The sequence below is a fragment of the Priestia sp. P1_B12_1 genome, assembly GCF_056406695.1.
In genome coordinates, this window is record NZ_JBFTZR010000003.1 from 517,866 (window position 1) to 543,256 (window position 25,391).

Annotated in this window: 27 protein-coding genes; 9 read left to right on the plus strand and 18 right to left on the minus strand. The window is 37.3% G+C overall.

Going from position 1 to position 25,391, the window contains the following annotated elements:
* Positions 1–75: 75 nt before the first annotated feature.
* The 3 genes from AC1D0Y_RS13640 to AC1D0Y_RS13650 form a co-directional block, all read right to left on the minus strand.
* Positions 76–1,470: an L-cystine transporter gene (locus AC1D0Y_RS13640; RefSeq protein ID WP_025752064.1), complete on the minus strand. Its 1,395-nt coding sequence runs from the start codon at positions 1,468–1,470 to the stop codon at positions 76–78.
* 255 nt (positions 1,471–1,725) lie between these two features.
* A complete protein-coding gene (locus AC1D0Y_RS13645) occupies positions 1,726–2,094 on the minus strand; it encodes a hypothetical protein (RefSeq protein WP_013082877.1) in 369 nt (122 codons plus the stop codon).
* Positions 2,095–2,198: 104 nt separating this feature from the next.
* Positions 2,199–3,482 (minus strand): ATP-binding protein, encoded by a 1,284-nt coding sequence (locus AC1D0Y_RS13650; RefSeq protein WP_098331608.1) that lies wholly within the window; start codon positions 3,480–3,482, stop codon positions 2,199–2,201.
* A gap of 325 nt (positions 3,483–3,807) precedes the next feature.
* Here AC1D0Y_RS13650 and AC1D0Y_RS13655 point away from each other — a divergent pair, with 325 nt between their 5' ends.
* Together AC1D0Y_RS13655 and AC1D0Y_RS13660 are read left to right on the plus strand one after the other, a co-directional pair.
* Positions 3,808–5,184, plus strand: a complete 1,377-nt coding sequence (locus AC1D0Y_RS13655; RefSeq protein ID WP_098525157.1) for a M28 family peptidase — start codon at positions 3,808–3,810, stop codon at positions 5,182–5,184.
* 165 nt (positions 5,185–5,349) lie between these two features.
* Positions 5,350–6,828, plus strand: coding sequence for a potassium/proton antiporter (locus AC1D0Y_RS13660; RefSeq protein WP_328249677.1), 1,479 nt, complete (start codon positions 5,350–5,352; stop codon positions 6,826–6,828).
* A gap of 39 nt (positions 6,829–6,867) precedes the next feature.
* Here AC1D0Y_RS13660 and AC1D0Y_RS13665 read toward each other — a convergent pair whose 3' ends face one another.
* Both AC1D0Y_RS13665 and AC1D0Y_RS13670 read right to left on the minus strand, forming a co-directional pair.
* A complete protein-coding gene (locus AC1D0Y_RS13665) occupies positions 6,868–7,635 on the minus strand; it encodes a polysaccharide deacetylase family protein (protein WP_025752060.1) in 768 nt (255 codons plus the stop codon).
* On the minus strand, positions 7,636–7,779 hold the full coding sequence (locus AC1D0Y_RS13670) for a hypothetical protein (RefSeq protein ID WP_013056734.1): 144 nt from the start codon (positions 7,777–7,779) through the stop codon (positions 7,636–7,638).
* A 139-nt stretch (positions 7,780–7,918) separates the two neighbouring features.
* Between AC1D0Y_RS13670 and AC1D0Y_RS13675 the strand changes: the two genes are divergently transcribed.
* On the plus strand, positions 7,919–8,428 hold the full coding sequence (locus AC1D0Y_RS13675) for a hypothetical protein (RefSeq protein ID WP_098249885.1): 510 nt from the start codon (positions 7,919–7,921) through the stop codon (positions 8,426–8,428).
* A gap of 21 nt (positions 8,429–8,449) precedes the next feature.
* Entirely contained in the window at positions 8,450–9,025 is a 576-nt protein-coding gene (locus AC1D0Y_RS13680) for a hypothetical protein (RefSeq protein ID WP_328249676.1), read from the plus strand.
* A gap of 44 nt (positions 9,026–9,069) precedes the next feature.
* Here the strand turns inward: AC1D0Y_RS13680 and AC1D0Y_RS13685 are convergent, their stop codons facing one another.
* The 3 genes from AC1D0Y_RS13685 to ltaS form a co-directional block, all read right to left on the minus strand.
* Positions 9,070–10,215: a toxic anion resistance protein gene (locus AC1D0Y_RS13685; RefSeq protein WP_013056731.1), complete on the minus strand. Its 1,146-nt coding sequence runs from the start codon at positions 10,213–10,215 to the stop codon at positions 9,070–9,072.
* Between the two features lie 24 nt (positions 10,216–10,239).
* Positions 10,240–10,884, minus strand: a complete 645-nt coding sequence (locus AC1D0Y_RS13690) for a 5-bromo-4-chloroindolyl phosphate hydrolysis family protein (RefSeq protein WP_028408775.1) — start codon at positions 10,882–10,884, stop codon at positions 10,240–10,242.
* Positions 10,885–11,050: 166 nt separating this feature from the next.
* The gene (ltaS, locus tag AC1D0Y_RS13695) at positions 11,051–12,988 is read right to left on the minus strand and encodes a lipoteichoic acid synthase (RefSeq protein WP_221840413.1); all 1,938 of its coding nucleotides are present in this window, start codon (positions 12,986–12,988) and stop codon (positions 11,051–11,053) included.
* 669 nt (positions 12,989–13,657) lie between these two features.
* Between ltaS and AC1D0Y_RS13700 the strand changes: the two genes are divergently transcribed.
* Positions 13,658–14,110 carry a hypothetical protein gene (locus AC1D0Y_RS13700; protein ID WP_028408776.1) on the plus strand — a complete coding sequence of 151 codons (453 nt, stop codon included), beginning with the start codon at positions 13,658–13,660 and terminating at the stop codon, positions 14,108–14,110.
* A gap of 2 nt (positions 14,111–14,112) precedes the next feature.
* Here the strand turns inward: AC1D0Y_RS13700 and AC1D0Y_RS13705 are convergent, their stop codons facing one another.
* Positions 14,113–14,625: a glycosyl-4,4'-diaponeurosporenoate acyltransferase CrtO family protein gene (locus AC1D0Y_RS13705; RefSeq protein WP_225049700.1), complete on the minus strand. Its 513-nt coding sequence runs from the start codon at positions 14,623–14,625 to the stop codon at positions 14,113–14,115.
* The gene (locus tag AC1D0Y_RS13710) at positions 14,568–15,671 is read right to left on the minus strand and encodes a glycosyltransferase family 2 protein (RefSeq protein ID WP_098333298.1); all 1,104 of its coding nucleotides are present in this window, start codon (positions 15,669–15,671) and stop codon (positions 14,568–14,570) included. The genes AC1D0Y_RS13705 and AC1D0Y_RS13710 overlap by 58 nt, the downstream gene beginning before the upstream one ends.
* Positions 15,672–15,807: 136 nt before the next feature.
* On the opposite strand from AC1D0Y_RS13710, the gene AC1D0Y_RS13715 reads away from it, so the two are divergent.
* The gene (locus AC1D0Y_RS13715) at positions 15,808–17,319 is read left to right on the plus strand and encodes a phytoene desaturase family protein (protein WP_477707699.1); all 1,512 of its coding nucleotides are present in this window, start codon (positions 15,808–15,810) and stop codon (positions 17,317–17,319) included.
* Positions 17,320–17,350: 31 nt separating this feature from the next.
* Here the strand turns inward: AC1D0Y_RS13715 and AC1D0Y_RS13720 are convergent, their stop codons facing one another.
* A complete protein-coding gene (locus AC1D0Y_RS13720; RefSeq protein WP_028408780.1) occupies positions 17,351–18,103 on the minus strand; it encodes an SDR family NAD(P)-dependent oxidoreductase in 753 nt (250 codons plus the stop codon).
* Positions 18,104–18,323: 220 nt separating this feature from the next.
* On the opposite strand from AC1D0Y_RS13720, the gene AC1D0Y_RS13725 reads away from it, so the two are divergent.
* Positions 18,324–19,697 carry an MATE family efflux transporter gene (locus AC1D0Y_RS13725; RefSeq protein ID WP_098432682.1) on the plus strand — a complete coding sequence of 458 codons (1,374 nt, stop codon included), beginning with the start codon at positions 18,324–18,326 and terminating at the stop codon, positions 19,695–19,697.
* Between the two features lie 86 nt (positions 19,698–19,783).
* On the opposite strand, the gene AC1D0Y_RS13730 is transcribed toward AC1D0Y_RS13725, so the two are convergent.
* Positions 19,784–20,062: an AbrB/MazE/SpoVT family DNA-binding domain-containing protein gene (locus AC1D0Y_RS13730; RefSeq protein ID WP_025752053.1), complete on the minus strand. Its 279-nt coding sequence runs from the start codon at positions 20,060–20,062 to the stop codon at positions 19,784–19,786.
* A 374-nt stretch (positions 20,063–20,436) separates the two neighbouring features.
* Positions 20,437–20,817 carry a replication termination protein gene (locus tag AC1D0Y_RS13735; protein WP_013056721.1) on the minus strand — a complete coding sequence of 127 codons (381 nt, stop codon included), beginning with the start codon at positions 20,815–20,817 and terminating at the stop codon, positions 20,437–20,439.
* A gap of 229 nt (positions 20,818–21,046) precedes the next feature.
* On the opposite strand from AC1D0Y_RS13735, the gene AC1D0Y_RS13740 reads away from it, so the two are divergent.
* A complete protein-coding gene (locus tag AC1D0Y_RS13740) occupies positions 21,047–21,481 on the plus strand; it encodes an Hsp20/alpha crystallin family protein (protein ID WP_013082862.1) in 435 nt (144 codons plus the stop codon).
* 42 nt (positions 21,482–21,523) lie between these two features.
* On the opposite strand, the gene AC1D0Y_RS13745 is transcribed toward AC1D0Y_RS13740, so the two are convergent.
* Positions 21,524–22,285 carry an anti-sigma factor gene (locus tag AC1D0Y_RS13745; protein WP_028408782.1) on the minus strand — a complete coding sequence of 254 codons (762 nt, stop codon included), beginning with the start codon at positions 22,283–22,285 and terminating at the stop codon, positions 21,524–21,526.
* Positions 22,282–22,848 (minus strand): RNA polymerase sigma factor, encoded by a 567-nt coding sequence (locus AC1D0Y_RS13750; protein ID WP_060747410.1) that lies wholly within the window; start codon positions 22,846–22,848, stop codon positions 22,282–22,284. Before AC1D0Y_RS13750 ends, AC1D0Y_RS13745 begins: the two co-directional genes overlap by 4 nt.
* A 149-nt stretch (positions 22,849–22,997) precedes the next feature.
* Here AC1D0Y_RS13750 and AC1D0Y_RS13755 point away from each other — a divergent pair, with 149 nt between their 5' ends.
* Entirely contained in the window at positions 22,998–23,396 is a 399-nt protein-coding gene (locus AC1D0Y_RS13755) for a thiol-disulfide oxidoreductase DCC family protein (protein ID WP_028408783.1), read from the plus strand.
* Between the two features lie 154 nt (positions 23,397–23,550).
* Here the strand turns inward: AC1D0Y_RS13755 and proC are convergent, their stop codons facing one another.
* From proC to AC1D0Y_RS13770, 3 genes are read right to left on the minus strand one after another with little or no spacing between them, the layout of a single operon-like run.
* The gene (proC, locus tag AC1D0Y_RS13760) at positions 23,551–24,354 is read right to left on the minus strand and encodes a pyrroline-5-carboxylate reductase (protein WP_477707700.1); all 804 of its coding nucleotides are present in this window, start codon (positions 24,352–24,354) and stop codon (positions 23,551–23,553) included.
* Between the two features lie 3 nt (positions 24,355–24,357).
* Positions 24,358–25,020: a bacillithiol biosynthesis deacetylase BshB2 gene (gene bshB2, locus AC1D0Y_RS13765; protein WP_028408785.1), complete on the minus strand. Its 663-nt coding sequence runs from the start codon at positions 25,018–25,020 to the stop codon at positions 24,358–24,360.
* A 23-nt stretch (positions 25,021–25,043) separates the two neighbouring features.
* On the minus strand, positions 25,044–25,391 hold the full coding sequence (locus tag AC1D0Y_RS13770; protein ID WP_013056714.1) for a YojF family protein: 348 nt from the start codon (positions 25,389–25,391) through the stop codon (positions 25,044–25,046).

The following is a 25,391-nucleotide window of genomic DNA, read 5'->3' on the forward strand; positions in this document are numbered from 1 at the left end:
ATTTTTTCCTATTTTATGTGGATAAAGAAAAAAAATCCATAGTTAACAATGTTAACTACGGATGACGTATCTCTTTTACACTTCTGCTGTTTCAGGTGAGATGGTTTGATCGTTGTATACGTTTGTATCTAGCTCTTTTGTTAATTTACTAGTGACGACTCCGGCTGTCATGCTTCCACTTACATTAAGCGCCGTACGCCCCATATCAATCAATGGCTCTACTGAAATTAATAAGCCTGCTAGCGCTACGGGCAAATTCATAGAAGATAATACAAGTAAAGCCGCAAATGTCGCTCCTCCGCCAACGCCTGCTACGCCAAACGAACTAATTGCTACAATGGCAATCAACGTGAAAATAAATGAAGGCGTTAAGGGATCAATACCTACCGTTGGTGCAATCATAACGGCTAACATAGCTGGATATATTCCAGCGCATCCGTTTTGACCAATTGTAAGACCAAATGAACCTGCGAAATTCGCAATTCCTTCTGGAACCCCTAGCTGTCTTGTTTGTGTATTAACATTCAAAGGTAATGCTCCAGCACTTGTACGGGAAGTAAAGGCAAAAGCCAATACAGGAAATACTTTCTTAACATATGTGATCGGATTTACACCGATGATTGTTAGAATAACTAAGTGAACAATAAACATAGCTGCCAATGCGACATATGATGCTACAACAAATTTTCCAAGTTTAACAATTGCATCAATATCACTCGTTGCTACTGTTTTGGTCATAATTGCAAGTACCCCATAAGGAGTTAAACGAAGAATTAGCGTCACTACACGCATTACAATGGCATAAAGCGTATCAATAATTTTTGAAAATAACGCCGCTTCCTCAGCCTTTTTACGCTTCACGCCTAAATACGCAATTCCAACAAATGCCGCAAAGATGACAACGCCAATCGTGGAAGTTGAACGTGCGCCTGTTAAATCAAGAAACGGGTTAGCAGGCAATAATTCTACTACTTGCTGTGGGATTGTTTTTGCTTCTAAACTAGATAAATTGTTTTCTAAGTCCTCTCCACGCTGAAGTTCCGCTTCCCCTTTTGTGATTTGGACAGATTCTAAATTAAAGCTCGTTGTTGTAAAAATACCAATTGCAGCTGCTATCGCTGTTGTGACAAGCAAAATCCCAATAATTAAACTACTAATCTTTCCAATATTGCTCGTCAATTTTAAGCGAGTGAATGCCGCTACAATCGATACAAATACAAGCGGCATAACAATCATTTGCAGAAACTTAACATATCCGCTTCCTACAATGCTAAACCAATCGGCGGTCGTCATCGTTACTTCATGAGTCGGACCATACACCCACTGAAGAGCAAAGCCAAAAATAATCCCTAGTCCAAGCGCTGTAAACACACGCTTTGAAAATGATACATGCTTTTTCTGCATCATAAACAGCCCCGCAAGCAATGCGAGCATAATGAGGATGTTTAGGATGACTAATAAGTTATTCATAGATGTTCCCCCTGTAATTTTTTCCATAAATCATGTCTCTATTACTTATAATATAACAATACCAATAAGTCAACTAGGTTTTATATTTTTTCCTGAAGACAGTTTTTTTGAATAAGTTTGACAAAACAAAAAAAAGCTAAGAATTTTCCTTAGCTTTCTATTTTACGCTTGTATGTACTTCAGTGGTCTTTTGCTCCGTTACCAGAGATGGCCTTTCTTTCATCAGACCGGATGTACTACAATTCATATATAGGATTACATTTCATATAATTCATTTAGCCATTTTACAAACAAATGTCTGGGTAATTCTAGTTCGTGAAGCTCGACATATTGAATATCAGATAGCGTCGTCCCTCTAGCCATATAAAAGTACCACTGCCAGCCAATATCTTTAGCAATGGCATAGGATTTAGCTAGATCTTGTCTATTATCTGTCTGCTGCATATCATTCATCCACTGCGTTTCATCCGCTTCATACTCATAATAATGGAGAGTATATTTATCACACCAATACGTAAGGTCCTGATGGGAAAACGGATTTTCTCCGTCACATACTTGAAGCAATAGCATTCTTAAATTTTCCGGTGTATACGGTAATATAATTTTTTGATCTGCACGTCTCATTTTGCTACCTTCCTGACATGTTCGTTTCTTTTATTACATCATGTACAGCTGCGTTTAGCAATAAGAAATGGATGACGTTTTCATTACTTTTCGTTTACAACATTTCATTTGCTTGCAAAAACCGCCGTATCTTCGACATACAGAGGGAGTCGGATTTTAACAATCGTCCCTTTGTTCTGCTCACTCTCAATCTGCAGGGTACCGTGATGATCATGAATAATTTTGGAGCTAATTGTTAATCCAAGCCCCATTCCTTTTTCTTTTAAAGTAAAAAACGGTTCTCCTATATGTTCTAGACGGTCTTTAGAAATTCCTACTCCTTCATCTCTAACTTCTATAAAAATATAGTTATCCTGCACTGTTTTGATTGTAATGTAAATATTTCCAGGCCTATTCATGGCTTCAATTGCGTTTTTAAAAACATTAAGTAATACTTGAATAAGGTGATTTTTATTTCCATACACACTAGCGTTATTTGTTTGTTCATCGTATAAGAAGTTAATGTTTTTCAATAAAGCTTCATGGGAAGTTAAACTCATTACATACTTAACCGCTTCTGTAAGAGAAAACACGCGAAAATGTTCACTTTCAGGTTTTGACAAAAGGAGCATTTCACTGACAATACCATTAATTCGTTCCAGCTCATCAAGCATGATGTTAGCATACCCTATTGCGGATCGGTCTGTTTCTTTCATGAGCTGAACAAACCCTTTAATACTCGTAAGCGGATTTCTAATTTCATGAGCAATTCCAGCAGCTAATTCGCCTACTACAGAGAGCTTTTCCTTTTTTATGAGAAGCGCTTCTGCAAGCTTTTGCTGAGTGATATCTCGTCCAATCGTGATAAGAGCTTTTCTTGAGCCATCATCAAAAAACACAGGTACTTTAATAACATCAAATGTTTTGACCTCGCCGTTTGGTATTTCAAATGCTTCTTCCGTGCGTACCTTTTCCTTTTTTCTCCATGCTTCTTCATCCGATGAAATACAGTGTAAGAAAGCGGCTTGAAAGAAAGGCACAAGTTCCCCAAGTTCTGCATCGGTTTTACCCCTGTAATCAATACCCTTTAAATGATAAAGTTCTCTTCCAAAATCATTCACCGCCACCCATTTGCCAGCTCCATCTTTAAAACAAATAAAATCTGGCATTGAATTTATTAATGTAGCAAGCTGATATTGTTCATCAGACACCTGGGTATGAATCGAACGCTTATGAAGTAAATAAAACGTGCCAGCCGTTACGCCCACTAGTAAACTATCTTTTATCAAACTGCTAAGAGCATATGCTCCTTTAAAAAATGCCATTGTTTGAAAGACGATGTACACCCCTACAAGCAGAAGACCCGCTACCGCCGCTGCTTTTCGTACACCCTCCCTATTTTTTATCAATATTTCCCACCAGCCTTTGCTTTTTACGTGAATACTCTCTATGTTTCATCAATTAAGTTCTGAATATTCTTCTTACTTTTAAACTAGTTTACCTTATTTTTTTATTCTTATCTAATACCTTTTTTTATTACTTTTGACACAGTTTCTTTTATCCTCTTTAGTTGTTTCCGCATTTTCATTTTATTTGAGTTATTTTCTCTATCAAAATAGGAATTTAGATACGGAATATCCTGGAACATTTAGGTAATAATACTCTTTTTTGTATTTTCTTAATATTGTAAATTCGAGTAGTACCAACTACATCGATAAATTTAGGGGGATTTTAATGAAAAAAACCGTGATTTCTTTGGCTGTAGCAACAAGTTTGACTTTATCTTTTACAAGTGTACAAGCTTCTACTTCTGCAAATGCTTCTCACCATCAAAGTTCTGAACAAAAAGTATTAAAAAAAATCAACGCTGAGAAAATTTATCAAGACATTGCGTATCTCTCAAAAAAACCTCGTGTGGCAGGAACTGAAGCTGAACGCGAAGCTGCTACATTTGTTCAAAAGCGTTTGTCTAAACTAGGCTATGAGAGCGCAGTAGAGCCTTTTACCTTTACCGGTTACACACCAGCAGCTAGTTTTTCACTAAGCGTAAACGGTACCAGCTACTCTCCGACAACTTTTACTTATAGCACCAATGGAAATGTCACTGCTGAAATTGTAGATGGAGGGCTGGGTACAAAAGATAATTTAGCAAACAAAGATGTGACAGGTAAAATTGTATTAGTTCAGCGAGGCACTATTACTTTTGGTGAAAAAGTATTAAATGCTGCTGAAAAAGGAGCTGCAGCCGTCATTATTTTTAATAATACAGACGGTGAGCTAAACGGAACGCTTGGCGGCGCTAATGATAACTACATTCCGTCTCTTGCTGTTACCAAAGAAGAAGGTGACAAGGTTCTTACTTCTATTCAAAAAGGCGAAAAGCCTTCAGGTACAGTAAAAATTGAAGGAGCTGTCGTAAGTGAGCGAACATCTTATAATGTAACCGCTACTAAACCTTCTACTTTTAAGAAAAAAGGAACAAATGATATTATTGTAGTAGGTGCTCATCATGATTCTGTAGCCGGAGCGCCTGGGGCAAATGACGATGCTTCTGGAACAGCAATGGTGCTTGAATTAGCTCGCGTATTTAAAACTCTTCCTACTGATACAGAACTGCGATTTGTCACATTCGGAGCTGAAGAAGTAGGCTTACTAGGATCCGAGCATTATGTTAGTGAGCTATCTGAAGATGAGAAAAATCGTATTGTTGGAATGTTTAATTTAGACATGGTAGGAAGTCAAGATGCGGGAGATTTGGTGATGAATACAGCTGATGGAACACCAAATCTTGTCACAGAATTAGCTCAAGCTTCAAGTACAAGATTAAATGGAGCACCTACGCCATTCCAAGCTGGCGGCCGCAGTGATCACGTTCCGTTTGCAGAAGCAGGAATACCGGCTGCTCTATTTATTCACAGTCCGTCTGAACCTTGGTATCATACGCCTGAAGATAACCTTGATAAAATAAGCAAAGAAAAACTTCAAGATGTGGCTGAGATTGTTGGAACAGCTATTTACGATCGTTCCCGTCCCGACCAACAAGGTTCTTCAGTTAAAAAGAAAGCAACATTTAAAGCTCCTCATCTTTATCACGAGCAAGATGTTAAGTAAGAATCTGTCCCTGTTATTCATACATGATCAAAAAAAGAGATGTTTATGCATCTCTTTTTTTGATAAGCAGATTTCTCAAGGTTTTAAATCCATTATGCTACAATTATTATAGAGGAACCTCATTTATTACTTACATAAAAATTTTGAACAAACGAGGTGTATTTTTTGGATTTTACGGTAGACCATTCAATTCTTTTACTATCTATTCTCCTTTTCATAGGGGTACTTACTGCAAAGTTCTCTACTCGCCTTGGAGTCCCTTCGCTTGTACTCTTTATTATTGTAGGAATGGTTGTTAGCCAATACATCTACTTTGACAATGCTCTTTTAACACAAGGATTCGGAATATTAGCGCTTATCATTATTCTTTTTGATGGGGGCGTGCAGACCAAATGGAAAGATGTTAAACGCGTTGTTCGCCCTTCCGTTTCATTAGCTACTTTCGGAGTCCTCATTACGACAGTTTTAACAGGTGTACTTGCCAAATATATTTTAGGTGTTACTTGGCTTGAAGGCTTTTTATTTGGGGCAATCGTTGGCTCTACAGATGCTGCAGCCGTGTTTTCTGTACTAGGGACACAGAATATCCGCCAAAAATTAAACTCCACGCTAGAGGCAGAATCTGGTTCCAATGATCCGATGGCCATCTTCTTAACCGTTTCTATTATTGAATTAATTCAACATCCAGACTCTCCTATCCTCTCGTTAATCCTTAATTTCTTTTGGCAAATGGGAATCGGGCTGGTACTTGGTTTAGTACTCGGAAAAGCAGCAGTGTGGATTATTAATCGAATTAATTTAGATTCTTCAGGTCTTTACCCTGTGCTTACATTGTCATTAGCCGCCTTAACCTATGGAATTTCCACATTTGTAGAAGCAAGCGGTCTACTTGCTGTATATGTAATGGCAGTGGTAGTAGGGAATGCAGATCTAACTTATCGTCACACAATTGTCCGCTTTAACGAAGGTTTTGCATGGATGATGCAAATTTTAATGTTTATTTTACTCGGCCTTCTTGTCTTTCCTAATCAACTGCTAGATATCATTTGGCAGGGTATACTGTTATCTCTTTTACTTATGTTTGTCGCTCGTCCACTCGGCGTATTTCTTTCGATGATGTTTGCTAAATACTCATCCAAAGAAAAACTGTTTATTTCTTGGGCCGGTTTAAAAGGAGCTGTTCCAATTGTATTGGCTACTTATCCTATGATGGCAGGTTTGGAGAACAGCACGCTCATTTTTAACGTCGTTTTCTTTGTTGTTTTAACTTCCGCTCTTCTTCAAGGAGCAACAATCGCTCCTTTAGCCAAATTTCTAAACCTTTCTCAAGGTGAAAAAGAGACGGTTCCTCACAGTCTCGAGCTTGTTTCGATGGGCAAAACAAAAAATGAAATGATTGAGTTGAAGCTCGTGGAACATGCAGATATATCAGGAAAATCGCTTGAAGAACTTCACCTCCCTGAAGACATTTTAGTGACTGCTGTTATTCGAGATGATAAACTACTTACCCCTAGAGGAAATACACAAATTTTTGCAGGTGATACATTATATATTCTTATTTCGAAGAAAAAACGGGATAAAGTAAAAGCATTTTTCCAAAAAAATACGTCTGATGGGGACGAAAGAGAAGGAAAAACCAGTTAAAAAATTGGTTAAAGTCTTTACGAGAAAAACAGCACCCGATTATTGAACGGAGTGCTGTTTTTGCTGTTGCATCAAATAAAGAGATTTATAATTGGGGTGATGTTTTAAAAGTTCTGAGACCGTTACAAATTTATACCCCTCTTCCTTTAACTTCGGCAAAATTTGTTTTAATGCTTCAATGGTTTGGGTTCGATCTCCTCCCGTATCATGAAACAATACAATATCTCCTGACCTGGCATGGTTAAGCACTTGACTTACAATTTTACCTACGCCTGGATTTCTCCAATCAAATGTATCTTGATGCCAAGACCAAAGAATAATGGTATACTGCTGATTTTTAGCAGCTTTTACTACCCGATCGTCATAATAGCCAGTAGGTGGACGAAACAGGTAAGGTTTTATTCCTGTAATAGCTTGTATACGTTCATCCGCTTTTTCAATTTCTTGTTCAATTCTCTCTACTTCCTGGCCCCTTACTTTCAAATGGCTATATGTATGATTAGCAAGTTCATGCCCTTCACGAACTTCTCTTTGAGCAAGCTTGGGAAACGATGTTACTCGATCGCCGACTACAAAAAAAGTTGCTTTGGCACCGTACTCTTGCAATAAATTCAAAATGGTCGGCGTATATTTAGGATCTGGTCCATCATCAAATGTAAGCGCAATTAACTTCTCGTCTTTCATGGGAACTTCCCACACGATATCTCCTTTTTTTTCATAATAAAATCTGCTCTTCTTTGCAGCATCCGCCTGAATACCATAGAAATTAATGGAAACAATAATGATAATTGACAAGCACCATTTCACTCAATGACCTCCTTTTTTGTCTAGGTGTGATTCATGCGTATTGTCAATAAACGCTTTGATACCAACTGCAAATAATCGTTCATCACCCAAACACACGCGCTGTTGACGGCGATTAGCTGCAGAAGTTGATTTACGGTTTTTCATAGTCTTCTCTCCATTACTAATTGATTGTATTTTTAGCTTTACCAAAAAGTCAAAAATAAACCTACGGGTTCTAACATGGCGAAAACATTTTTTTATAGTAACTACACGCTGTCTAGCGTTTTGAATAGGAGATATATACATGCGAAAATTTTATTTAGCGCTTCTGTTAATGATAAGCATAACCATGGTTATACTGCCTTCTGTTAAAGCAGTCAGTGAAAGCAATAAGGAACATCAGCAGCTCACCGTAAGCGAACAAGGATATTCTCTTTCATTGCCCAATGAATATACGCTTCAAAAAGAAGAGGATGGAAAAGATATTCTTTTTTCAACCAAGACTCCCTATACGTGGATGCGAATTGAAGTCCTTTCCGGGAAAGAAAGTACAAGCAAATCATATCTAGATCGTTCAAAAAAATTGTTTGATGACCAGTTTGGAAAATCGTTAAAAATTTCTTCTGCATCCCCATTTCTTCAACCTGTTGTGTTTGCATCTACATCAGGGAGCAAAAAAGAAACGGCAAAGCTGTATGTACTGAGAGAAACAAAGGGGCACCCTGCTTTAAAAATCACGATGGTTACAGCTAAAAATTCTGATGATGAAAAAAAGTTAATTTCAATTGTAAACTCAGTAAAAACGCATGAATGAAAATAGATAAGGAAGCCAGCTATGAAAAAAAAGATATTTCTTGTTTGCTTTATATGTTTGATGAGTGGCTGCTCAACTGCTTTTCGTGAAGAGCTTATTAACACACAAGAAGAAATTCCAAAAGAACGCTTACCACAGCAAAAGTTCACCTATCCTTACAAAGGAAGCAGCAGAACAGATGCGGGTTATCTTAAAAGAAGCACCAATCAAAACTATACGCTTTACGTACTAGAAGGATACGAGTTTACAGAAGAAGAGCCACGAAAAGATGTCATTTACAACAAAAAAAATGATGCTTTGTGGATGCGGATTGAAGTGTTTCCCTCAAATAAAAGTGTAAAGGAGCTCAATAAAGAAACAAAAAAAATTTTAAGAGCTGGCTTTTCAGAAGTGGCTTCCCTTGATACGCACCTCATTCACCATAACTTAGAGATAGAAGCTGCGTACAAAGCATCAGATGATAAAAGTAACGCATACGGTTTTCTCGTTCGAAAGCAAAATCATCACCCTACTTTCCGGTTAACGATCTTTGCTCCTAAATCTGAAAGAGATTTAACTCCGTTTTTAGAAATGGCGAGAACGCTTCAAAATGCATAAAACAGAGAAAAAGTCGGTTTACAAAGTGTGTAAACCGACTTTTTTTATTTCATATCTAATAGTTTAGTTTTTAAATCTTTTTCCATTTGATACAGCTCTGATTCTGCCTCGGTACGCTTCGTACGTCCTTCTTCTTGTATCTTTAGCACTTCTTCTAACGTGGTAATCAAATCGGACTGCGTTTTTTTCAATGTTTCGATATCGACAATCCCCGCCTCGTTTTCACGAGCTACTTCAATCGTGTTCTGCTTGAGCAGCTCTGAATTTTTAGTAAGCAAGTCGTTTGTTGTCTTAGATACTTGCTTTTGGGCTTCCATTGCTTTCTTTTGGCGTAATAAAGTGGTTGCGATTACTACTTGATTTTTCCAAAGGGGAATAGCTGTTAAAATAGAGCTTTGAATTTTTTCAACAAGGGTCTGATTGACTTCTTGAATTAATCGAATCTGCGGTGCACTTTGAATGGCAATTTGACGGCTCAGTTTTAAATCATGCACTCGTTTTTCTAGCCTATTGATAAATTGATTTAAATCATTGACCTCCTGAGCCATCAAGTAGTCATTTTTTTGAGATGCTGTTTGCTGAAGCTGGGGCAGCGTTTCATTCTGCAGCGCCACTAACTTGTATTCTGCCGCTGCAATGTAGACGTTAAGCGCCTCGTAAAACTGTTTGTTTTTATCATATAAGCTATCTAGCATCGTAATGTCTCGATACAGCATTTGTTTTGAGCGCTCTAACTTATCTGCAATTTTATCAATTTCAACATTAATGCTTTGATATTTTGTTAATAAATTTTGAATAGGCCTAGAGACTCCTGAAAACAATCGACCGATAACTCCTTTTTTCTTTGCAGAAAAATCATCGGGATTCACTTGGCGAATCTTACTCATTAAATCTCCTATAACGTCTCCTACTGGTCCCGTATCTTTCGTTTGCACATGCTGTAGCACAGATTGAGAAAACTGAGATAGTTCTGACTGAGCTGCTACCCCGTACTGTAAGATAGCCTGCTGATTTTTATAATCAATTTGATTTGCGATTTTCTGTGCTTTTTCCTGATATTCCGGTGTCAAATCATCGTATGTGTTTCTTTTTGCAGCGCGAGAGTCCGATTGTACCTGCGGGGTAGGCGACGCAAAAGGATCATCAAGCAGCGCATCTAACGATTGATTTTGATTATATTCTTTCATTATAAAATCCCATCCTTTGCATTTACGTTACTTTGTGCGATTAGTAGCTGTCGGTATATACGGCTGCTCTTCTTCAAATGCTTGTTTTAGCACTTTAAGCTCTACATCTAATGTCAGCTTATCTTGTGAAAGAGCATTTGTTAATAAATGCTCATACTTCCCTGATAACCCGCGCAGCATGTCTTCCGCTTCATGAAGACTTTCTTTGACTTCTATGCTTTTCGTTGGTTTTGATAATAAAAACATATACCTTTCAATGACGGTAACCGTTGATTGTAAGTAGTTCGTAAAAAAGGGCTGAACATCTTTATAACGTGCGGGCTCTTTTTCTACCATTTCAATGATGCTTTTACCTACTTTGTATAGTTTAGAAAGTTCTGTCCACATATGAACAGACCGAATTTTAAAACGATAGCTTCCAATGGTTCTTAATTGCTTTCTTGCCTCTTTTACTTGATGACGAACGTATGCAATTTCTTCTCTATACGGATTTTGATAATGACGTCGAGCACTGCTTATAATAAAGAACAGGCTCATCACGACCATTACTCCTATACTAATGCCAAAGGATTGAATCATCGTGGTACTAAATCCAAAATAGCTGACCGGAACGGCTACTGCTCCTGTTACCCAAATGGCAAGAATCTTTTTTATGATTCGAACGACTTTCATCGCTTTCACTCCTATCTCAAATGTGACCGAACTTTTAAACGTATACATATTATACCATTGTCTTCCCGTCTCTTAAAACGATTACTGTTATAATTTATATACGGATAAAACCTTTAAAGGTTTCACAAAACAAAAAAACAGGCAGCTATTAAAAGCTGCCTGTTTTTTATTGATCTTCGCGCTTGTTGTAATCATACTTCGAGCGTTCAATTGGTTTGAACCCTTCTGGTGTATGAAAGCGGAGTAAATCTCCGTAAACAAGTTTATCTGATAGTTCTAGCTTTTTCTTAACTAGTTCATCATACTTATCGTACTGTTTCGCTTCCTTATCTGAAAGCTGCTTGCCCGTTGCATTGTCATACACTTTCTGGTCAACTTTTGTTATCTTAGGTGTAACAAAGTCACCGTTACGGAAAGGCACAACTTGCTGATGTTCTTTTGATAATAAGTCTGTACCAAAGTCAATATAGTCTTTTGTATCAAGACCTAATAAATGCATCACTGTTGGACGAACATCTACGTCTCCACCATACGTATGATTTACGCCGCCTTTAAGGCCTGGTGAAGTAATAAATAATGGTACGCGCTGCAGCTGAGCTTGTTCAAAATCATTGATGTTTTTACCCATTACTTTGCCCATTGCACGCTTATGGTTTTCAGAAATACCGTAGTGGTCACCGTACATCACGACCATCGTATTGTCTGCTAAGCCAGAGGCCTGTAAATCCTCAAAGAATTGCTTGATTGATTCATCTAAATAACGAGCCGTTTGGAAGTATTGGTCAACTGACTTATCTCCCGTATTGTGAGGTCCAATCGTTTGGTCTTCCTTATCTAGCGGATAAGGGAAGTGGTTTGATAACGTAATGAACTTCGCGCTAAATGGCTGCTTTAAGCCTTTTAGGTACGGCATTGATTCTTTAAAGAATGGTTTATCTTTTAAACCATAGTTCAGCGTATCTTCGTCTGACATATTGTAATAAGCTGAATCAAAGAATTTTTCTACACCCATTGATTTATACATTTCGTCACGGTTCCAGAACGATTTTCCATTTCCATGGAACACAGATGTTGTATAGCCTTGCTGATCTAGAATACCAGACAGCGACTGATAGGTGTTATTTGCTTTTGTTGTAAATACAGAACCTTGAGGTAAGCCGAATAATGAGTTCTCCATCATGAATTCAGCATCTGACGTTTTACCTTGCCCTGTTTGATGGAAGAAGTTATCGAAATACATTGTGTTCTGATCTTTTAATAGTGAATTTAAGAATGGCGTTACTTCTTCACCATTTAACTTATAACCAATCATAAATGACTGAAGTGACTCTAATGAAATATAGATGACGTTTTTGCCTTTTGCTTGACCGAAATATTCTTTGTTCGGCTCAGCATATGTTGCTTTTGCATAGTTCTCTACCTCAGCCACATCACTGCTATCTGCTAGCGCGCGCTGTGCTGAAGATTTCGAGCTCTGGATGATGTCATAGATCGTATAGTTATACGTTCCTAAATATTTCACTAAATAGTTGCGGTCAAATGTTCTTGTTAATAGTTGAGGACGATCCATTTCCGCTAGTGCGATGTTGGCACTTAAGAATAAAATCCCTGATAAAAATACACCTGTCACAGTACGTCGACTAATCGTTGCTGGTAAGTCAACTTTTTTCCATAGTACTAAAACTAAAAGAATAAAGAAATCTGTAAAGTATAAAATATCAGTTGGGCTAATTAAAGCCATGGCACTGCCGCCTAATTGACCAAAGTTGTTTGACTGAGTCAATACAGGAACAGTAATAAAATCATTAAAGAAGCGATAGTACACTACATTTGCGTACAGGATGAATGAAAGTAAAAAATTCATTCCAAGCAGTGCTCGTACTTTTCCGCGCCCTTTAAATAGTAGTGCAATGGCAAAAAAGAAAATTGCCGAACCAATTGGGTTTATGAAAAGTAAGAACTTTTGCATAAAATTATCTAACCCTAAGTTAAATTCGATACGATAAACGGTATACGTTTTAATCCAAAACAACAAAACTGCAATTAGAAATAACGGCAGCTGTTTCGAAAAAATATTTTTACCGTTTGTCATGAGCTGTTTCATATTCCCACCTCTGTCTCTATTGAAATTTAAGCTCACTTTTATTTTTATAGTAAATGTAAAAAGAAATCTCTCTTACAAAAAATGTAAGAGAGCTAATCTGTTCTTTCACATTTTAACTCTTTAAAAAAAATTGTCAACACCGCTACGTATAATTTTCACCAAACGTGAGAAAATAACTACTTTCTTATTCCCAGCTATATCGGCTTTCAAACACAAATGTTTCCTATGCTTTTTTCTTCTCACTATTTAATACGGACAGCTTCTCTTTAAGTTTCACTATTTTATATTTATTTTTTATTTTGTCCACTATACATATAAATTTAACACTTGCCTTAGTTTTCCTTCTCCTTTACAAGAGAATGCATAAAAGCACTTGTGAATATTTGTTATATCAATACCTCTTATTTTCTTTTCTTTCTACAGTAAACCACATATTTTGAGTTATTTCTTTCTTTAAATTTGAAAAAAATGTGTCAGTTTGCATCGAAAATTTTTATTTTTTTACCTTTTTGTTTATAATATAAATTATAAATATTATTTGAAATTTCAGATCTCTTTAACGTCTGATCTAGAAAGTGCATTTTTTATATAAAATTGGAATGAGTATGGGCTATGCATGCTTGTATACCTAGAAGTTTAAACGTCTTACATTTTTATAAAGGAGAAAAAATGAAAGAATGTATTGTTTTCATTACAAATATTATTAATGTATTGCACGACGGATTAATTTATATTTTTTATTTACTAGGATTTTCTCTTTCAGATAAAGAACTTCACTTCTGGATTATTGGTATTATTGGACTTCTCACGTTTTTAAGCGTTTATATGATCTTTAAATTATTGTCAAAGTGGAAATTTAGTATTACAGCTATTTCTTTTATCTATACCCTTACCGTTATGCTTGTCTTAGTTTTTGCCATTGAAATTCAGCAAGGAATTACCACTCGGGGCAATATGGAATTTGATGATGCCATAGCAGGTTTATGGGGGTTTTTAGTCTTTTTTAGTATTTATATCGCCTTTGCTTCTTTTTTTCTTTTATCCAAGAAGTTATTGTCTTCGAATAAGGAGAAAAAGATAAAAAACGAGGCCCCTACTCGGAGCCAAAGGCACGTGAATTAATTTCATTTGAGTTTCAAAACAACTTGATGAATTCGTATTCGATTATATCGTTGAACCAAGATAAACGGTACGTTTGCGACAATCGCATAAATAACCATCCAAACACCTATAGAAGGAGAGTTCCATATAAAAAAAAGAATAGAAGGAAGTATGCTGATCCAGTGAGTTAACTCTGCTCGATTTGTTTCTATTAAAAAAAGCTGTGCATATTCCTTCGTTCTACTCTCCCATTTCTTTTTATAAAATCCTCGTTTAAATAGCTTTCCTGCATCAGGAAGCCACGTTTTCCATCGGTGCACCCCGAATTTTTTATATATCCCAACTGTTTCCCACCTTTGAACCTTAAACAGTGCAAGGTCCTTCTTTAAATAAAAGGCAGAAATTTTTGTGCATCTGTAGGCGATGAACATGTGAATCACAAACCATGCCATGATATTAATTAAGAGCTGAGCACCTGTCATTTTATCACTTTCTTCTTTTTTTCTTCTTCTATAGATATGCTGCGTTCTTTCCATTTAACTTGCTTTCTCACCGCCGTTTGGACGAAAGACCATACGAATAGACCCAGAAAAAACAGTATATGAATAGGAAATAAGCACAAAGAAAAAAAGGTAAACGAACCTATTTTTCTTAAGCTATTAAATAAGAGGCTTACATAGCAAACATAGCTGCTGATTGCCAAGCCTGCATGTTGATTCCATAGAGTCGGTAAAAAAAGGATATAATTAATCATGCTAGTAAGCCACAAGCTTACTAGAAATAAATAAATGGCTTCCGTTTTCCCCGCACCTGAAGCAAAACTTTTACTCCACCCTCTTATAAGGCTTTTCATACCATTTGGATACATGCGCATGGAAAGAGCTCCCTGTCCACTCATACACGTAATAAATTCACCTTGTTTGTTCATTTTCTCAACCAGTGCCATATTTTCAACCACTTCTTTTTTTATCCCTTCGTGGCCTCCGCTTTGAAAGTAGGAGGCTGCGCTGCAAAGCAAGCACTGCCCGAAACCGACAGAAGGACTTTTCCAATTTTTAAAGGGGTGAAACGCGCCAATCGATGCAAACGTAACATAGTGAAATAAAGCAGAAAGCATTTCATAAGGCCTCTTAACAAGGTGATAAGGATGAACCGACAGCACACCCCCTTGCTGTTGATAATAGAAAAATACTTTTTCAATTCCGTCTTTCTCTACTGTAATATCAGCATCTAAAAACAAAAGCACCGAGCCTTTTGCTTCTCGTGCTCCATTCCAGCATGCCCATGACTTTCCTAGCCACCCAGCTGGAAGTGCGCCCGGTTGCACTACTTTTACGCCAAATGCTTTGGCTACCCTCTCAGTATTATCTGTTGAGCTGTCATCTACAACAATCACTTCAAAGTCAGCGTTCCGTAACTGGAGTGACTGCAATAAAAAGGTAAGGTTTCTTTCTTCATTTCTAGCTGGAATAATAATGGACAAACATGACATATTGTTTCTTACTATTTTTACACGTTTAAATGTAGGGATAGTGATGACAAGCGTAGCTGTCAAGACAAGAGCAACCAGTAAAAAAGACATCCTTTTCTCCTTTCCTTCACGTATGAAAATTAGCGAACTGGACAAAATAAAAAGTTGTAGACCTATTTTTATTTTGCGTGAAGTCATTTTATACACATTGTTGACAACTCGCTTTTGTTTTATAAGGAGGAAAAAGATGAAAAAGAAAGTAATTGTTGTAGGCGCAGGTTTAGGTGGTCTGTCAGCTGCTATTCGTCTGTCAGCTGATGGATATGATGTAACAGTCGTTGAAAAAAGCGAGCGAATTGGCGGTAAGTTAAATATTCGCAGCGGCAAAGGATTTTCTTTCGATACAGGACCTTCTATTTTAACGATGCCGTGGGTGCTAGAGCAGCTGTTTGATAGTGCAAGCCGCAATATCCACGACTACTTAACAATAGAACGAATTGAGCCTCAGTGGAGAACTTTTTTCCAAGATGGAACACAAATTGATTTAACCAGTGACCTTCCTCGCATGCTTCAGCAGCTTCAAGAACTTGCTCCAGAAGACATTGAAGGTTTTTTTGACTATTTATCTTATGCAAATAAAATGTATGAATCGAACTTAAAAAGTTTTTATAAAAAAAGTTTATCTGGACTGCATGATTTACGAACGATGCACACGGTAAAAGAACTGCTTCAAATGGATCCAATGAGATCTATGGATGCTACTACACGCAAATATTTTTCAAACAAACATTTGCGTCAATTGTTTAATTTTTTAATTATGTACATCGGTTCTTCTCCTTATCATGCACCGGCTGTATTAACACAGCTTGCTCACGTTCAACTAGGATTAGGTATTTATTACGTAAAAGGCGGAATGTACAAAATCGCTGAAGCGATGGATAAGCTTCTTCAAGAGCTTGGCGTCACTGTGCATCTAAATACGCCGGTAAAAGAAATCACAACAAGCGGAGCAAAGGCAACTGGGATTACACTAGAAAATGGCGAGAATCTATCAGCAGATATTGTGGTATCTAATCTAGAAGCAATTCCAACTTACCGCTATTTATTAAAAAATCATGCGCAGGCAGCTAAGCAAACTCAGCAGCTTGCTAAATTCGAGCCTACTGTTTCTGGCCTTGTTCTTTTATTAGGGGTTAACAAACAGTACAAGCAGCTTCAACATCATAATTTCTTCTTCTCAAAGGATCAGAAAGAAGAGTTTGATACAATCTTTAACAAAGGTCAAGTAGCCATGGATCCGACAATTTACATTGGCGTATCGTCTAAATCAGACCCTACGCAAGCTCCTGAAGGAAAAGAAAATCTGTTCGTTCTTACCCATGTACCTCCTTTAAAAGAAGGCGACGACTGGGCTGCATTAAAAGACCGCTACCGGGAAGTCATATTGAAAAAGCTTGAGGCAATGGGATTAGAAGACTTACGTTCAAGCATTGAGTTTGAATATACGTTTACTCCTAACGATATCCAAGAGCTTTACGGTGCTAACGGTGGGTCCATTTATGGCGTAGCAACTGACCGTAAGAAAAATGGAGGTTTTAAAATTCCGGCAAGAAGTCAGCTTCTTTCTAACCTTTATTTTGTGGGAGGCTCTACACACCCTGGAGGCGGCGTGCCAATGGTGATATTATCAGGTCAGCTTACAGCGGACGCAATTAATGAAGATTTTCAGATTCCTCGTATGCAAAAAGATATTGGATAATGAAAAAGTGCAGGAAATTCCTGCACTTTTTTTAAAAGTTCATTTTTGACTGTCCACCGTCTACGTTTAACGTAGCACCCACTATCCATGAAGCTTGAGAAGATGCTAAAAAAACAACGGCGTTTGCCACTTCTTCCGGCTCCCCAAAGCGCCCTGCTGGTATTTCGTTTTCAACAAACTGCTTAATCTTCTCCGGATTTTCATCCATTCTTTTTTTCCAATTACCCGTTTCATGCAAAATGCTTCCCGGCGCTACTCCATTTACACGAATTCCTTTAGAAATCATTTCATCTGCAAACGACTTTGTAAAGCTGATAAGCGCTGCTTTTGCGTTATTGTACGTGACTTTCCCTCCACTTTCTCTCCCGAAAATAGACGTCACATTAACGATTGCCGCATCTTTTGTCATACGAGCTGCTGCTAGCTTGCTCAAGTGAACAGCTGAAAAATAGTTAAGCTCCATCGCTTCTTTGAAAAGGGATAAATCTGTTTCCATTGCCTTGCTTCCATTACTTCCTCCAGCGTTATTAATTAAAATATCAATGCTTCCGAAGTCTTTAATGAATTTCTCGATTAATGCAACTCTGTCTGATTCGTTTGTTAGGTCTGCTGTATATGTACGTACGTTTTCTAATTTTGACTGTGCATCCTGTAGCGCTTCCTCTCCTCTTGCCGCAATTCCAACGTTTGCTCCTTCTTGAATAAACGAGGCAGCAATAGCTTTCCCAATTCCTTTTGACCCGCCGGTAATAAGTACATTTTTATTTTGCAACTGTAAATCCACACGTATCCCTCCACGTTAAATGATAATTACTATACTTTCTATCATAGCTCACTGCCTGTCAAAATTAAAATCATATACTGTTTTACCTTTTTACTCCTTTTAAACCGGTGCGTTTTATGGATACGTTCTTTGAATTTATTGTCAGAACTCTTAGCAAAAACAAGCCACGGCGTGATATAATGCTTTTTGGTGTAAATGTTTTCAAATTGGGGGTTTTTTAATGCAACAAATGTTTTCAACGTCTCAAAAAGTTAAGCAGTTCATTTTTATTTTATTTCCGATATTGGTCACCCAGTTTGGAATGTTTTCAATGACTTTTTTTGATACGATGATGTCAGGAAGGGTAAGTGCAGACGACTTGGCAGGGGTAGCGATTGGTTCAAGCTTATGGGTCCCTGTTTTTACAGGGCTAAGCGGAATTTTAATGTCTATTACGCCAATTGTTGCACAGCTTGTCGGAGCTAATCAAAAGAAAAAAGTTCCGTTCTCCGTCATTCAAGGGCTTTATGTCTCCATTTTAATGGCCGTTGTTATTATTTTAATCGGCTTTTTTGTTGTTGATCCTATTTTAAAAGGGATGAATTTAGAAGCAAACGTAATGCGCATTGCCAAACAGTATTTAATTGCTTTATCTTTTGGTATTATTCCGCTTTTTATTTATACGGTTTTACGAAACTTTATTGATGCTTTAGGGCAAACTCGTACGTCTATGCTTATCACCATTTTAGGGCTTCCGGTTAATGTAGCTTTAAACTATGTATTAATCTTCGGTAAGCTGGGCTTCCCACACTTGGGTGGAGTAGGCTCCGGTTATGCAACTGCCGTTACGTATTGGTGCATACTCATTGTATCCATTGTAATTATTCATAAAAAAGAACCTTTTTCTAACTTCAGTTTATTTAAGAGATTTCACCGTATCTCTTTTTCTACTTGGAAAGAAATATTAAAAATTGGTTTACCTATCGGTTTTTCGGTCTTTTTCGAAACAAGTATTTTTTCAGCCGTCACGCTGTTTATGAGCTCGTATAATACCATTACAATCGCTTCTCACCAAGCAGCTATTAATTTTGCCTCATTTCTCTATATGATTCCGCTGAGTATTTCTATGGCTTTAACGATTGTTGTTGGATTTGAAGCGGGCGCTAAGCGTCATCAAGATGCACGAAGCTATAGCAGGATCGGTGTAACTATCGCTGTGGGCATGGCTTTTGTTTGCGCAGGTCTTTTATTTACTCTTCGAGAATCAGTAGCATCTTTATATACAAAAGATGCAGAGGTACTCGCATTAACTTCTCATTTTTTGATTTATGCAATTTTCTTTCAGCTTTCTGATGCTCTTCAAGCTCCTATTCAAGGCGCTCTGCGAGGATATAAGGATGTAAATGTTACCTTTTTAATGTCCTTGGTATCTTATTGGGTAATTGGTCTACCTTTAGGCATTGTTTTAGCAAAATACACCGATTTGCAGGCGTTTGGCTATTGGATTGGACTAATTGCGGGGCTTGCTGCAGGAGCAACAGGACTTGCGTATCGTTTGATAAAAATACAAAAAAAGCAGCTGCTAGAGGAGAATAAATCTTCTCGAACGGCTTAAACAAAAAAAGAACGTTCTCAAAAGAACGTTCTTTTTTTGTTTAAAAATGGATTGATACTCTTCCTTATACTAAGGCCTAAAACTTCTTATTTATTTAAGGTACGCTCTAACTCTTGTAAAAGCTGTTCCGCACCTTTTTTACTTAACACAACGTTTCCATTCCCAAAGGTTAAGTTTTCGCGCGTAATTTCCCCAGTTACTAAGCAAGCACCATACGGGCTATACTTTTGTAAAATAATAATATCTTCATCAACATATATTTCTACTGGATCACCTGTGTTGATATTTAAAATGCGGCGCAATTCAATAGGAATTACTACGCGACCCAATTCATCTACTTTTCTTACAATTCCTGTAGACTTCATAAAATCCATTCCTTTCATAGTAAACAAATAATATCTTCTCGATACAAATCTAGTCAAATTCGTCAGAGTTGCTAAAACCAAAATGCTTCAATGATGGTCTGATAACGGTTTATAAGTTCTTAAAATATGGCAAATAACGCATTAAATAGATTTATATACACTTTGTATCATATCAATTCGTACACTATTTATGAATAGTACATAATCTTTAAAATCGAATTCATCCATATATGTTAAAAGTGTGTATTTTATCCATAATATAACTATATATCCATCTTTTACACTACTTTGTACCCATTTTATAACTTTTATTCCGACATAAGACGACAAAATCAGCTATAGAAAAAACGTGTCTTTTCTAACTAAAGACACGTTCATTTGGACCCGAAGTTGTCACGAATAGCTTTTTGAATCATAGCTTCACACCGCTCCAGCTCTACTTTTAATTGTTTTTTATATAGTTTAGCTTTCTCTTCTCCCTCATTTGTAAATGTATAATAAACCACTTCTTGAAGCTTCATTCCTTCTTTTTTACGCTTCACCTGTTTGAGGACACCGTCTTCAATCAAGTCATGAAGGGCTTTGTATACTTCAGAATGATTAGGTTTGAACCCAAAAGGGCGAAATTCATCTCTCAACACATCTAATAACCGAAGGCCATACAGACGCTCCTGTTCTGTCATCGTAATCATATATAATTTTAAGAAAGCACGTTGTTTTAATAGAAAACCACTGGATGTACGCTTTTCTCTCATCTCAACTTCCTCCTTCACATACTTGCTTTCATTCAGGAAAATAGAAAGCTCTATACGTAATTATACTTTTTTTATTCTACATAATCCTTCTTTTTCACTCAAAATCTCTTTTTTTTCTCACATTTTTTCACTTATTTACGCGTTTTTCTCATTCTTTGTAAGCAGGCATTGAATTTTCTTTTTTTCATATATATAGAAGGAATTTACGTGAATATAAGGAGGGGTTCCTTTGAGTAAAAAATATGAAGAGATTGATTGGGGTTCGATTCAGCATAAGGTAGAAGATATGCTTGGAAATCACTTTTGGAGCGATTTAAATCACATCTTACCAAAGCGATTTCCAAACGTCGACTTATATGAAACCGATAAAGAAGGCATTATCGTCGTTGAGGTTCCTGGACTGCATTCAACTAACGACATTCAAATCAAGTTGGACGCAAATATATTAACAGTTGAAGGGAACGTTCCTTATGCTTATGAAGCTTCTAAACAAAAGTTAAAGCTCAACGAGCGCCATACAGGCGTATTTTCTCGCACGGTCAAACTTCCTTTTCACTACACAGACGAACCAGTTCGCGCTAAGTACAAAAATGGATTATTGGAAATTCGACTGAATAAGATAGAAAATGACCAAACCATTGCCATACAATTTGAAGATGATTAACTGCACGTAACAAAAACCCTTCTGTTAGCAGAAGGGTTTTTGTTAGAGCGCTGAACTTAACACAATGTTTCCTTTTGGCGTCTTATTATTCGCGTTCGGTTCTAAAGTAATCGCCATAACATCCCACTTTTCAGTCTGTTCTTTTTGGCTCATCGTATAGACCACTGTCCCGTTTCCATTTTTATCTGTTACAAAAGCACCTGCCGGATGAGGCTTATCACCTTTTATGAGCCACACCTGATAGACTTCATTCCCCTTTACGTTTTTCAAGTTATTCGCTTGAATAACCACATTTAAATTTCCACCTTTTTTCGTAAGAGATGCTGTTGCTTCGCCAGAAACGTTCGGCTCTGCCTGCAGCTTCATTGTTTTTTCAGATGTAAGAGGTTCGTTTTGAGGAGCAACCGAAACATTTGGCTCTTGTTTGCCTTTGTCTCCATCTTTCAACAGAAAGTAGCTGTTTCCTGCAAGGGATAAAAGAAGTGCCGCAGCTAATCCAATAATGATGGACTTTTTATTTGATTTCTTAGACGCAGCATGTTGTTTTTCACTTTTTAAAGCGATTGGTTCTCTCTTTGTCTCATCTTGATCTTCTTCAAATACGTTCGCAAGTATTCGCTGTTTCATTTCTGGCGGAGGAGATTGTTCTGGTGTCAAATACGTTAGATCTCCAAGAACTTCCTCCAGCTCTCTTAGTTCTTCTTGACAGCTTTGACAGTTTTTTAAGTGCATTTCAAACTCTTTTTTCTCATGGGAAGTCAACTGATCATTATAGTAATCAATTAGTTTATTGCACATACTCATGAATCAGCTCTCCCTTCTGCATCAGTACCTAAATATGTTTTTAATTTCCGCAACGCTAATCGCACCCTACCCTTTACTGTTCCTAATGGGATTTGCTGCTCTTCTGCTACTTTTTGCTGCGTTAATCCCTTAAAATAAACGGATTGAATAATCTTTTTTTGGTCTTCAGACAATTTTGATACGGCGTGCCGTACTCTCTCCTGTTCTTCTTTCCACTGAAGCTGCTCGTCAATCTGAGGATGATCATCTTCAATAAAATCAAAAATTTCTTCTGAGAAAATAGGATCGTTTTTTCTTTTTCTTACAATATCAATCGCGGTGTTTCTTGTAATCGTAAACAGCCATGATGAAAACTTCCCTTTTTCATCGCTGTAAACTCCTTTTCCTCTCCACAGCTTAATAAATACTTCTTGAACAGCTTCTTCAGCAATATCAGAGCTATTTGTTAACCGGTATATAAACGAATAAAGAATTCGCTCATACTTGTCATACAGCAGTTCAAGGGCTTTTTTGTCTCGTTCTTTTATTCTATTGTATAAGACAACGTCGTTTTGCTCTTTCATACCCTTCTCCTTTAACTCTTATGAGTCCTTATTATATAATCGAATTACCTTTGAATTTGGATCACTTTCACATCTTTTAAACGTACCTTTATTTTTCAAAAATAACAAGTAATTATACTTTTTTTATGGAATAGGAGCGAAATCGTCCAATGAAACATTTAATTCTTTTTGATGGTATATGTAATTTATGTAATAGCAGTGTTCAATATATTATTAAACATGATGAACAAGCTTTGTTTTCTTTCGCTTCTCTTCAATCAGATTTCGGAAAGCAGCAGCTAGCCTCTCACGGCTTACTTCCTGAGCAATTAGACAGCATTGTATATATTCATGGAAAACAAAGATATGTAAAATCAACGGCTGCTTTAAAAATCGCTAAGCGCTTAGATGGACCCGTTAAATTTTTATATGCTTTCATTATCATTCCTGCACCTATTCGAGATATAGTATACAACTGGATCGCTCGCAACCGATATAAGTGGTTTGGCAAACAGCAGCACTGCATGCTCCCAACTTCTGATATGAAAAAGCGGTTTGTTGATGACTAAAAAAGTTTGGGACATAGAGAAAAAACAGTTCCAAAGAGGAATGTATGTTAAGGAAGTTTATTCATTAAAAAATCCGAACTGATTCAACATTCTAATGAAAGAATGCTGAACTATAGTTCGGATTTTTCAGCTAACATATGGTTGTACGAGTTTTTTAACTTCCACCCATTGCTTTTTTATTCGTTGCTTCAATTGCCTGTTTCATTATTAAAGAGAAGTCCTGTTCTTTCATCACTTTTAACCCTTCGGCAGTAGCGCCGCCTGGAGTTGTTACTTGCTCTCTTAAAGACGCAGGATCTTTGGTTTCATGCAGCATTTGTACAGAGCCATACATCATTTGAATAACTAAATCTTTGGCTGTTTTTTCGCCTACACCGTAAGCAGTAGTTGCATCAATTAACGATTCTGCAAAATAATATAAAAACGCAGGTGCACTGCCAGTTACAGCCGTTAGCTCATGTACTTCTTTCTCTGAACACTCATGCGCTTCACCAATTCCTTTTAAAATCATGTGAAGCACTTCTTTATGCTCTTTTGTGGCAAAAGTTCCAAGTGTATACAGTGACATCGATTGTCCAATCATAGCAGCTGTATTTGGCATAATCCAAGCGACAGGCGTATCCTGCGGAAGATGATTTTCTAAGTAACTCGGACCAATCCCTGCCGCTAACGTTACGACAAATTGTTGATTTAAATGAGTCGAAAGTTCCTTGAGCACGGAGGGATGGGCCTCAGGAGGCATCGCTAAAATAATAACATCCGAATTGTCAACTTCTTGGCGCCAATTTTGTGTCGTTTGTACGCCGTACGTTTTTTCAACACGCTGTAACCGCTCAATGTCTCCGTTGTTTGACATCACCACTGCCTCAATACTGTCAGCGCTGCTCGTAACCAAACCAGCCGCTACAGCTTCAGCCATTCGTCCTGCTCCAATAAATAAAATTCGCTGTTTTTTCATCTGTTACTCCCAGTTATATGTCCAGAATTCTTCTCTAGTTAATAAACGTTCCATTTGCGGATAGTCAGATAAGCGGTCGAAGTCAATTGCGTTCATCATTCCTTCTGTTTGAGAACGATGGGCTTTTAACGCTTCAATTTTTTTATCTTTCATCGCTGTTACATCAAAAATAACATCTGGTTCTCCAATATGTTCAATACGATCTTTCGAAAACGCATGACACCAAACAACCGGACGCTTTTCTTTTGGCATACGTTTTACCGCTTGAATCGTAGCTGCTCCTGTAGCATTATGATCAGGGTGTACCGCAAAGCCAGGGTAATGCGTTAAAATGTGAGTCGGCTTTACATCGTTAATGATTTCTTCAATTTTATCTGCAAAAACATCAATATCAAGAAATTCCAGCGTTTTATCACGAAGCCCTAGCATACGCAAGTCTTGAATATCTAAAACGTTCGCTAAATCTAAAAGTTCTTTTTTTCGGATTTGGGGTAAAGTTTCACGGTTAGCAAACAGCGGTCTACCCATATTTCGTCCCATTTCACCTAGCGTAATACAGGCATATGTAACGGGAGTTCCTTTTTGTCTCGCTTGCGTGATCATTCCTGCTGCTCCATATGCTTCATCGTCAGGATGCGGAAATACAATTAATAATCTTTCTTCCATGTTCTATTCTCCTCTCTTTTCTGTTATGAAAACGGATGTTCACTTAATTGAAGGGCAACTGCTAAACGACCTTCAAAGTCATGCCCAGCTAGAAGAAGTCGACCTTCTTCATCAATTTCCCAATCTGTTAATCCCTCTGCATAAATCCATCCTAAGTCAATTTGAAGACCTACACGATAAGGACCTTCTCCAGTTATCTTTCCGTTTGAAATAGTGACTTTACCATTGCGAATAAAAGCCCCAACTGTCATTACTTTTTCATTTACGTGTGAAGCATATGCACCGTTTGTCGTTTCAAGGTGTACATATACGTCTTTATTTAAAAATGTTTGTATTTTTTTTTGGACTGTTTCTTTATGAATTGGTTGCAC

Bases quoted from the DNA above. Each gene is read 5' to 3' on its own strand.
- AC1D0Y_RS13710 (WP_098333298.1), bottom strand. From the start codon at position 15,671: ATGTCTTTTTTACTGGTTGCTCTTGTCTTGACAGCTACGCTTGTCATC.
- AC1D0Y_RS13705 (WP_225049700.1), bottom strand. From the start codon at position 14,625: ATGGAAAGAACGCAGCATATCTATAGAAGAAGAAAAAAAGAAGAAAGT.
- AC1D0Y_RS13725 (WP_098432682.1), top strand. From the start codon at position 18,324: ATGCAACAAATGTTTTCAACGTCTCAAAAAGTTAAGCAGTTCATTTTT.
- AC1D0Y_RS13680 (WP_328249676.1), top strand. From the start codon at position 8,450: ATGAAAAAAAAGATATTTCTTGTTTGCTTTATATGTTTGATGAGTGGC.
- AC1D0Y_RS13745 (WP_028408782.1), bottom strand. From the start codon at position 22,285: ATGAGTATGTGCAATAAACTAATTGATTACTATAATGATCAGTTGACT.
- ltaS (WP_221840413.1), bottom strand. From the start codon at position 12,988: ATGAAACAGCTCATGACAAACGGTAAAAATATTTTTTCGAAACAGCTG.
- AC1D0Y_RS13645 (WP_013082877.1), bottom strand. From the start codon at position 2,094: ATGAGACGTGCAGATCAAAAAATTATATTACCGTATACACCGGAAAAT.
- AC1D0Y_RS13755 (WP_028408783.1), top strand. From the start codon at position 22,998: ATGAAACATTTAATTCTTTTTGATGGTATATGTAATTTATGTAATAGC.
- AC1D0Y_RS13675 (WP_098249885.1), top strand. From the start codon at position 7,919: ATGCGAAAATTTTATTTAGCGCTTCTGTTAATGATAAGCATAACCATG.
- AC1D0Y_RS13730 (WP_025752053.1), bottom strand. From the start codon at position 20,062: ATGAAGTCTACAGGAATTGTAAGAAAAGTAGATGAATTGGGTCGCGTA.
- AC1D0Y_RS13715 (WP_477707699.1), top strand. From the start codon at position 15,808: ATGAAAAAGAAAGTAATTGTTGTAGGCGCAGGTTTAGGTGGTCTGTCA.
- bshB2 (WP_028408785.1), bottom strand. From the start codon at position 25,020: ATGGAAGAAAGATTATTAATTGTATTTCCGCATCCTGACGATGAAGCA.
- AC1D0Y_RS13750 (WP_060747410.1), bottom strand. From the start codon at position 22,848: ATGAAAGAGCAAAACGACGTTGTCTTATACAATAGAATAAAAGAACGA.
- proC (WP_477707700.1), bottom strand. From the start codon at position 24,354: ATGAAAAAACAGCGAATTTTATTTATTGGAGCAGGACGAATGGCTGAA.
- AC1D0Y_RS13655 (WP_098525157.1), top strand. From the start codon at position 3,808: ATGAAAAAAACCGTGATTTCTTTGGCTGTAGCAACAAGTTTGACTTTA.
- AC1D0Y_RS13690 (WP_028408775.1), bottom strand. From the start codon at position 10,884: ATGAAAGTCGTTCGAATCATAAAAAAGATTCTTGCCATTTGGGTAACA.
- AC1D0Y_RS13670 (WP_013056734.1), bottom strand. From the start codon at position 7,779: ATGAAAAACCGTAAATCAACTTCTGCAGCTAATCGCCGTCAACAGCGC.
- AC1D0Y_RS13640 (WP_025752064.1), bottom strand. From the start codon at position 1,470: ATGAATAACTTATTAGTCATCCTAAACATCCTCATTATGCTCGCATTG.
- AC1D0Y_RS13735 (WP_013056721.1), bottom strand. From the start codon at position 20,817: ATGAGAGAAAAGCGTACATCCAGTGGTTTTCTATTAAAACAACGTGCT.
- AC1D0Y_RS13700 (WP_028408776.1), top strand. From the start codon at position 13,658: ATGAAAGAATGTATTGTTTTCATTACAAATATTATTAATGTATTGCAC.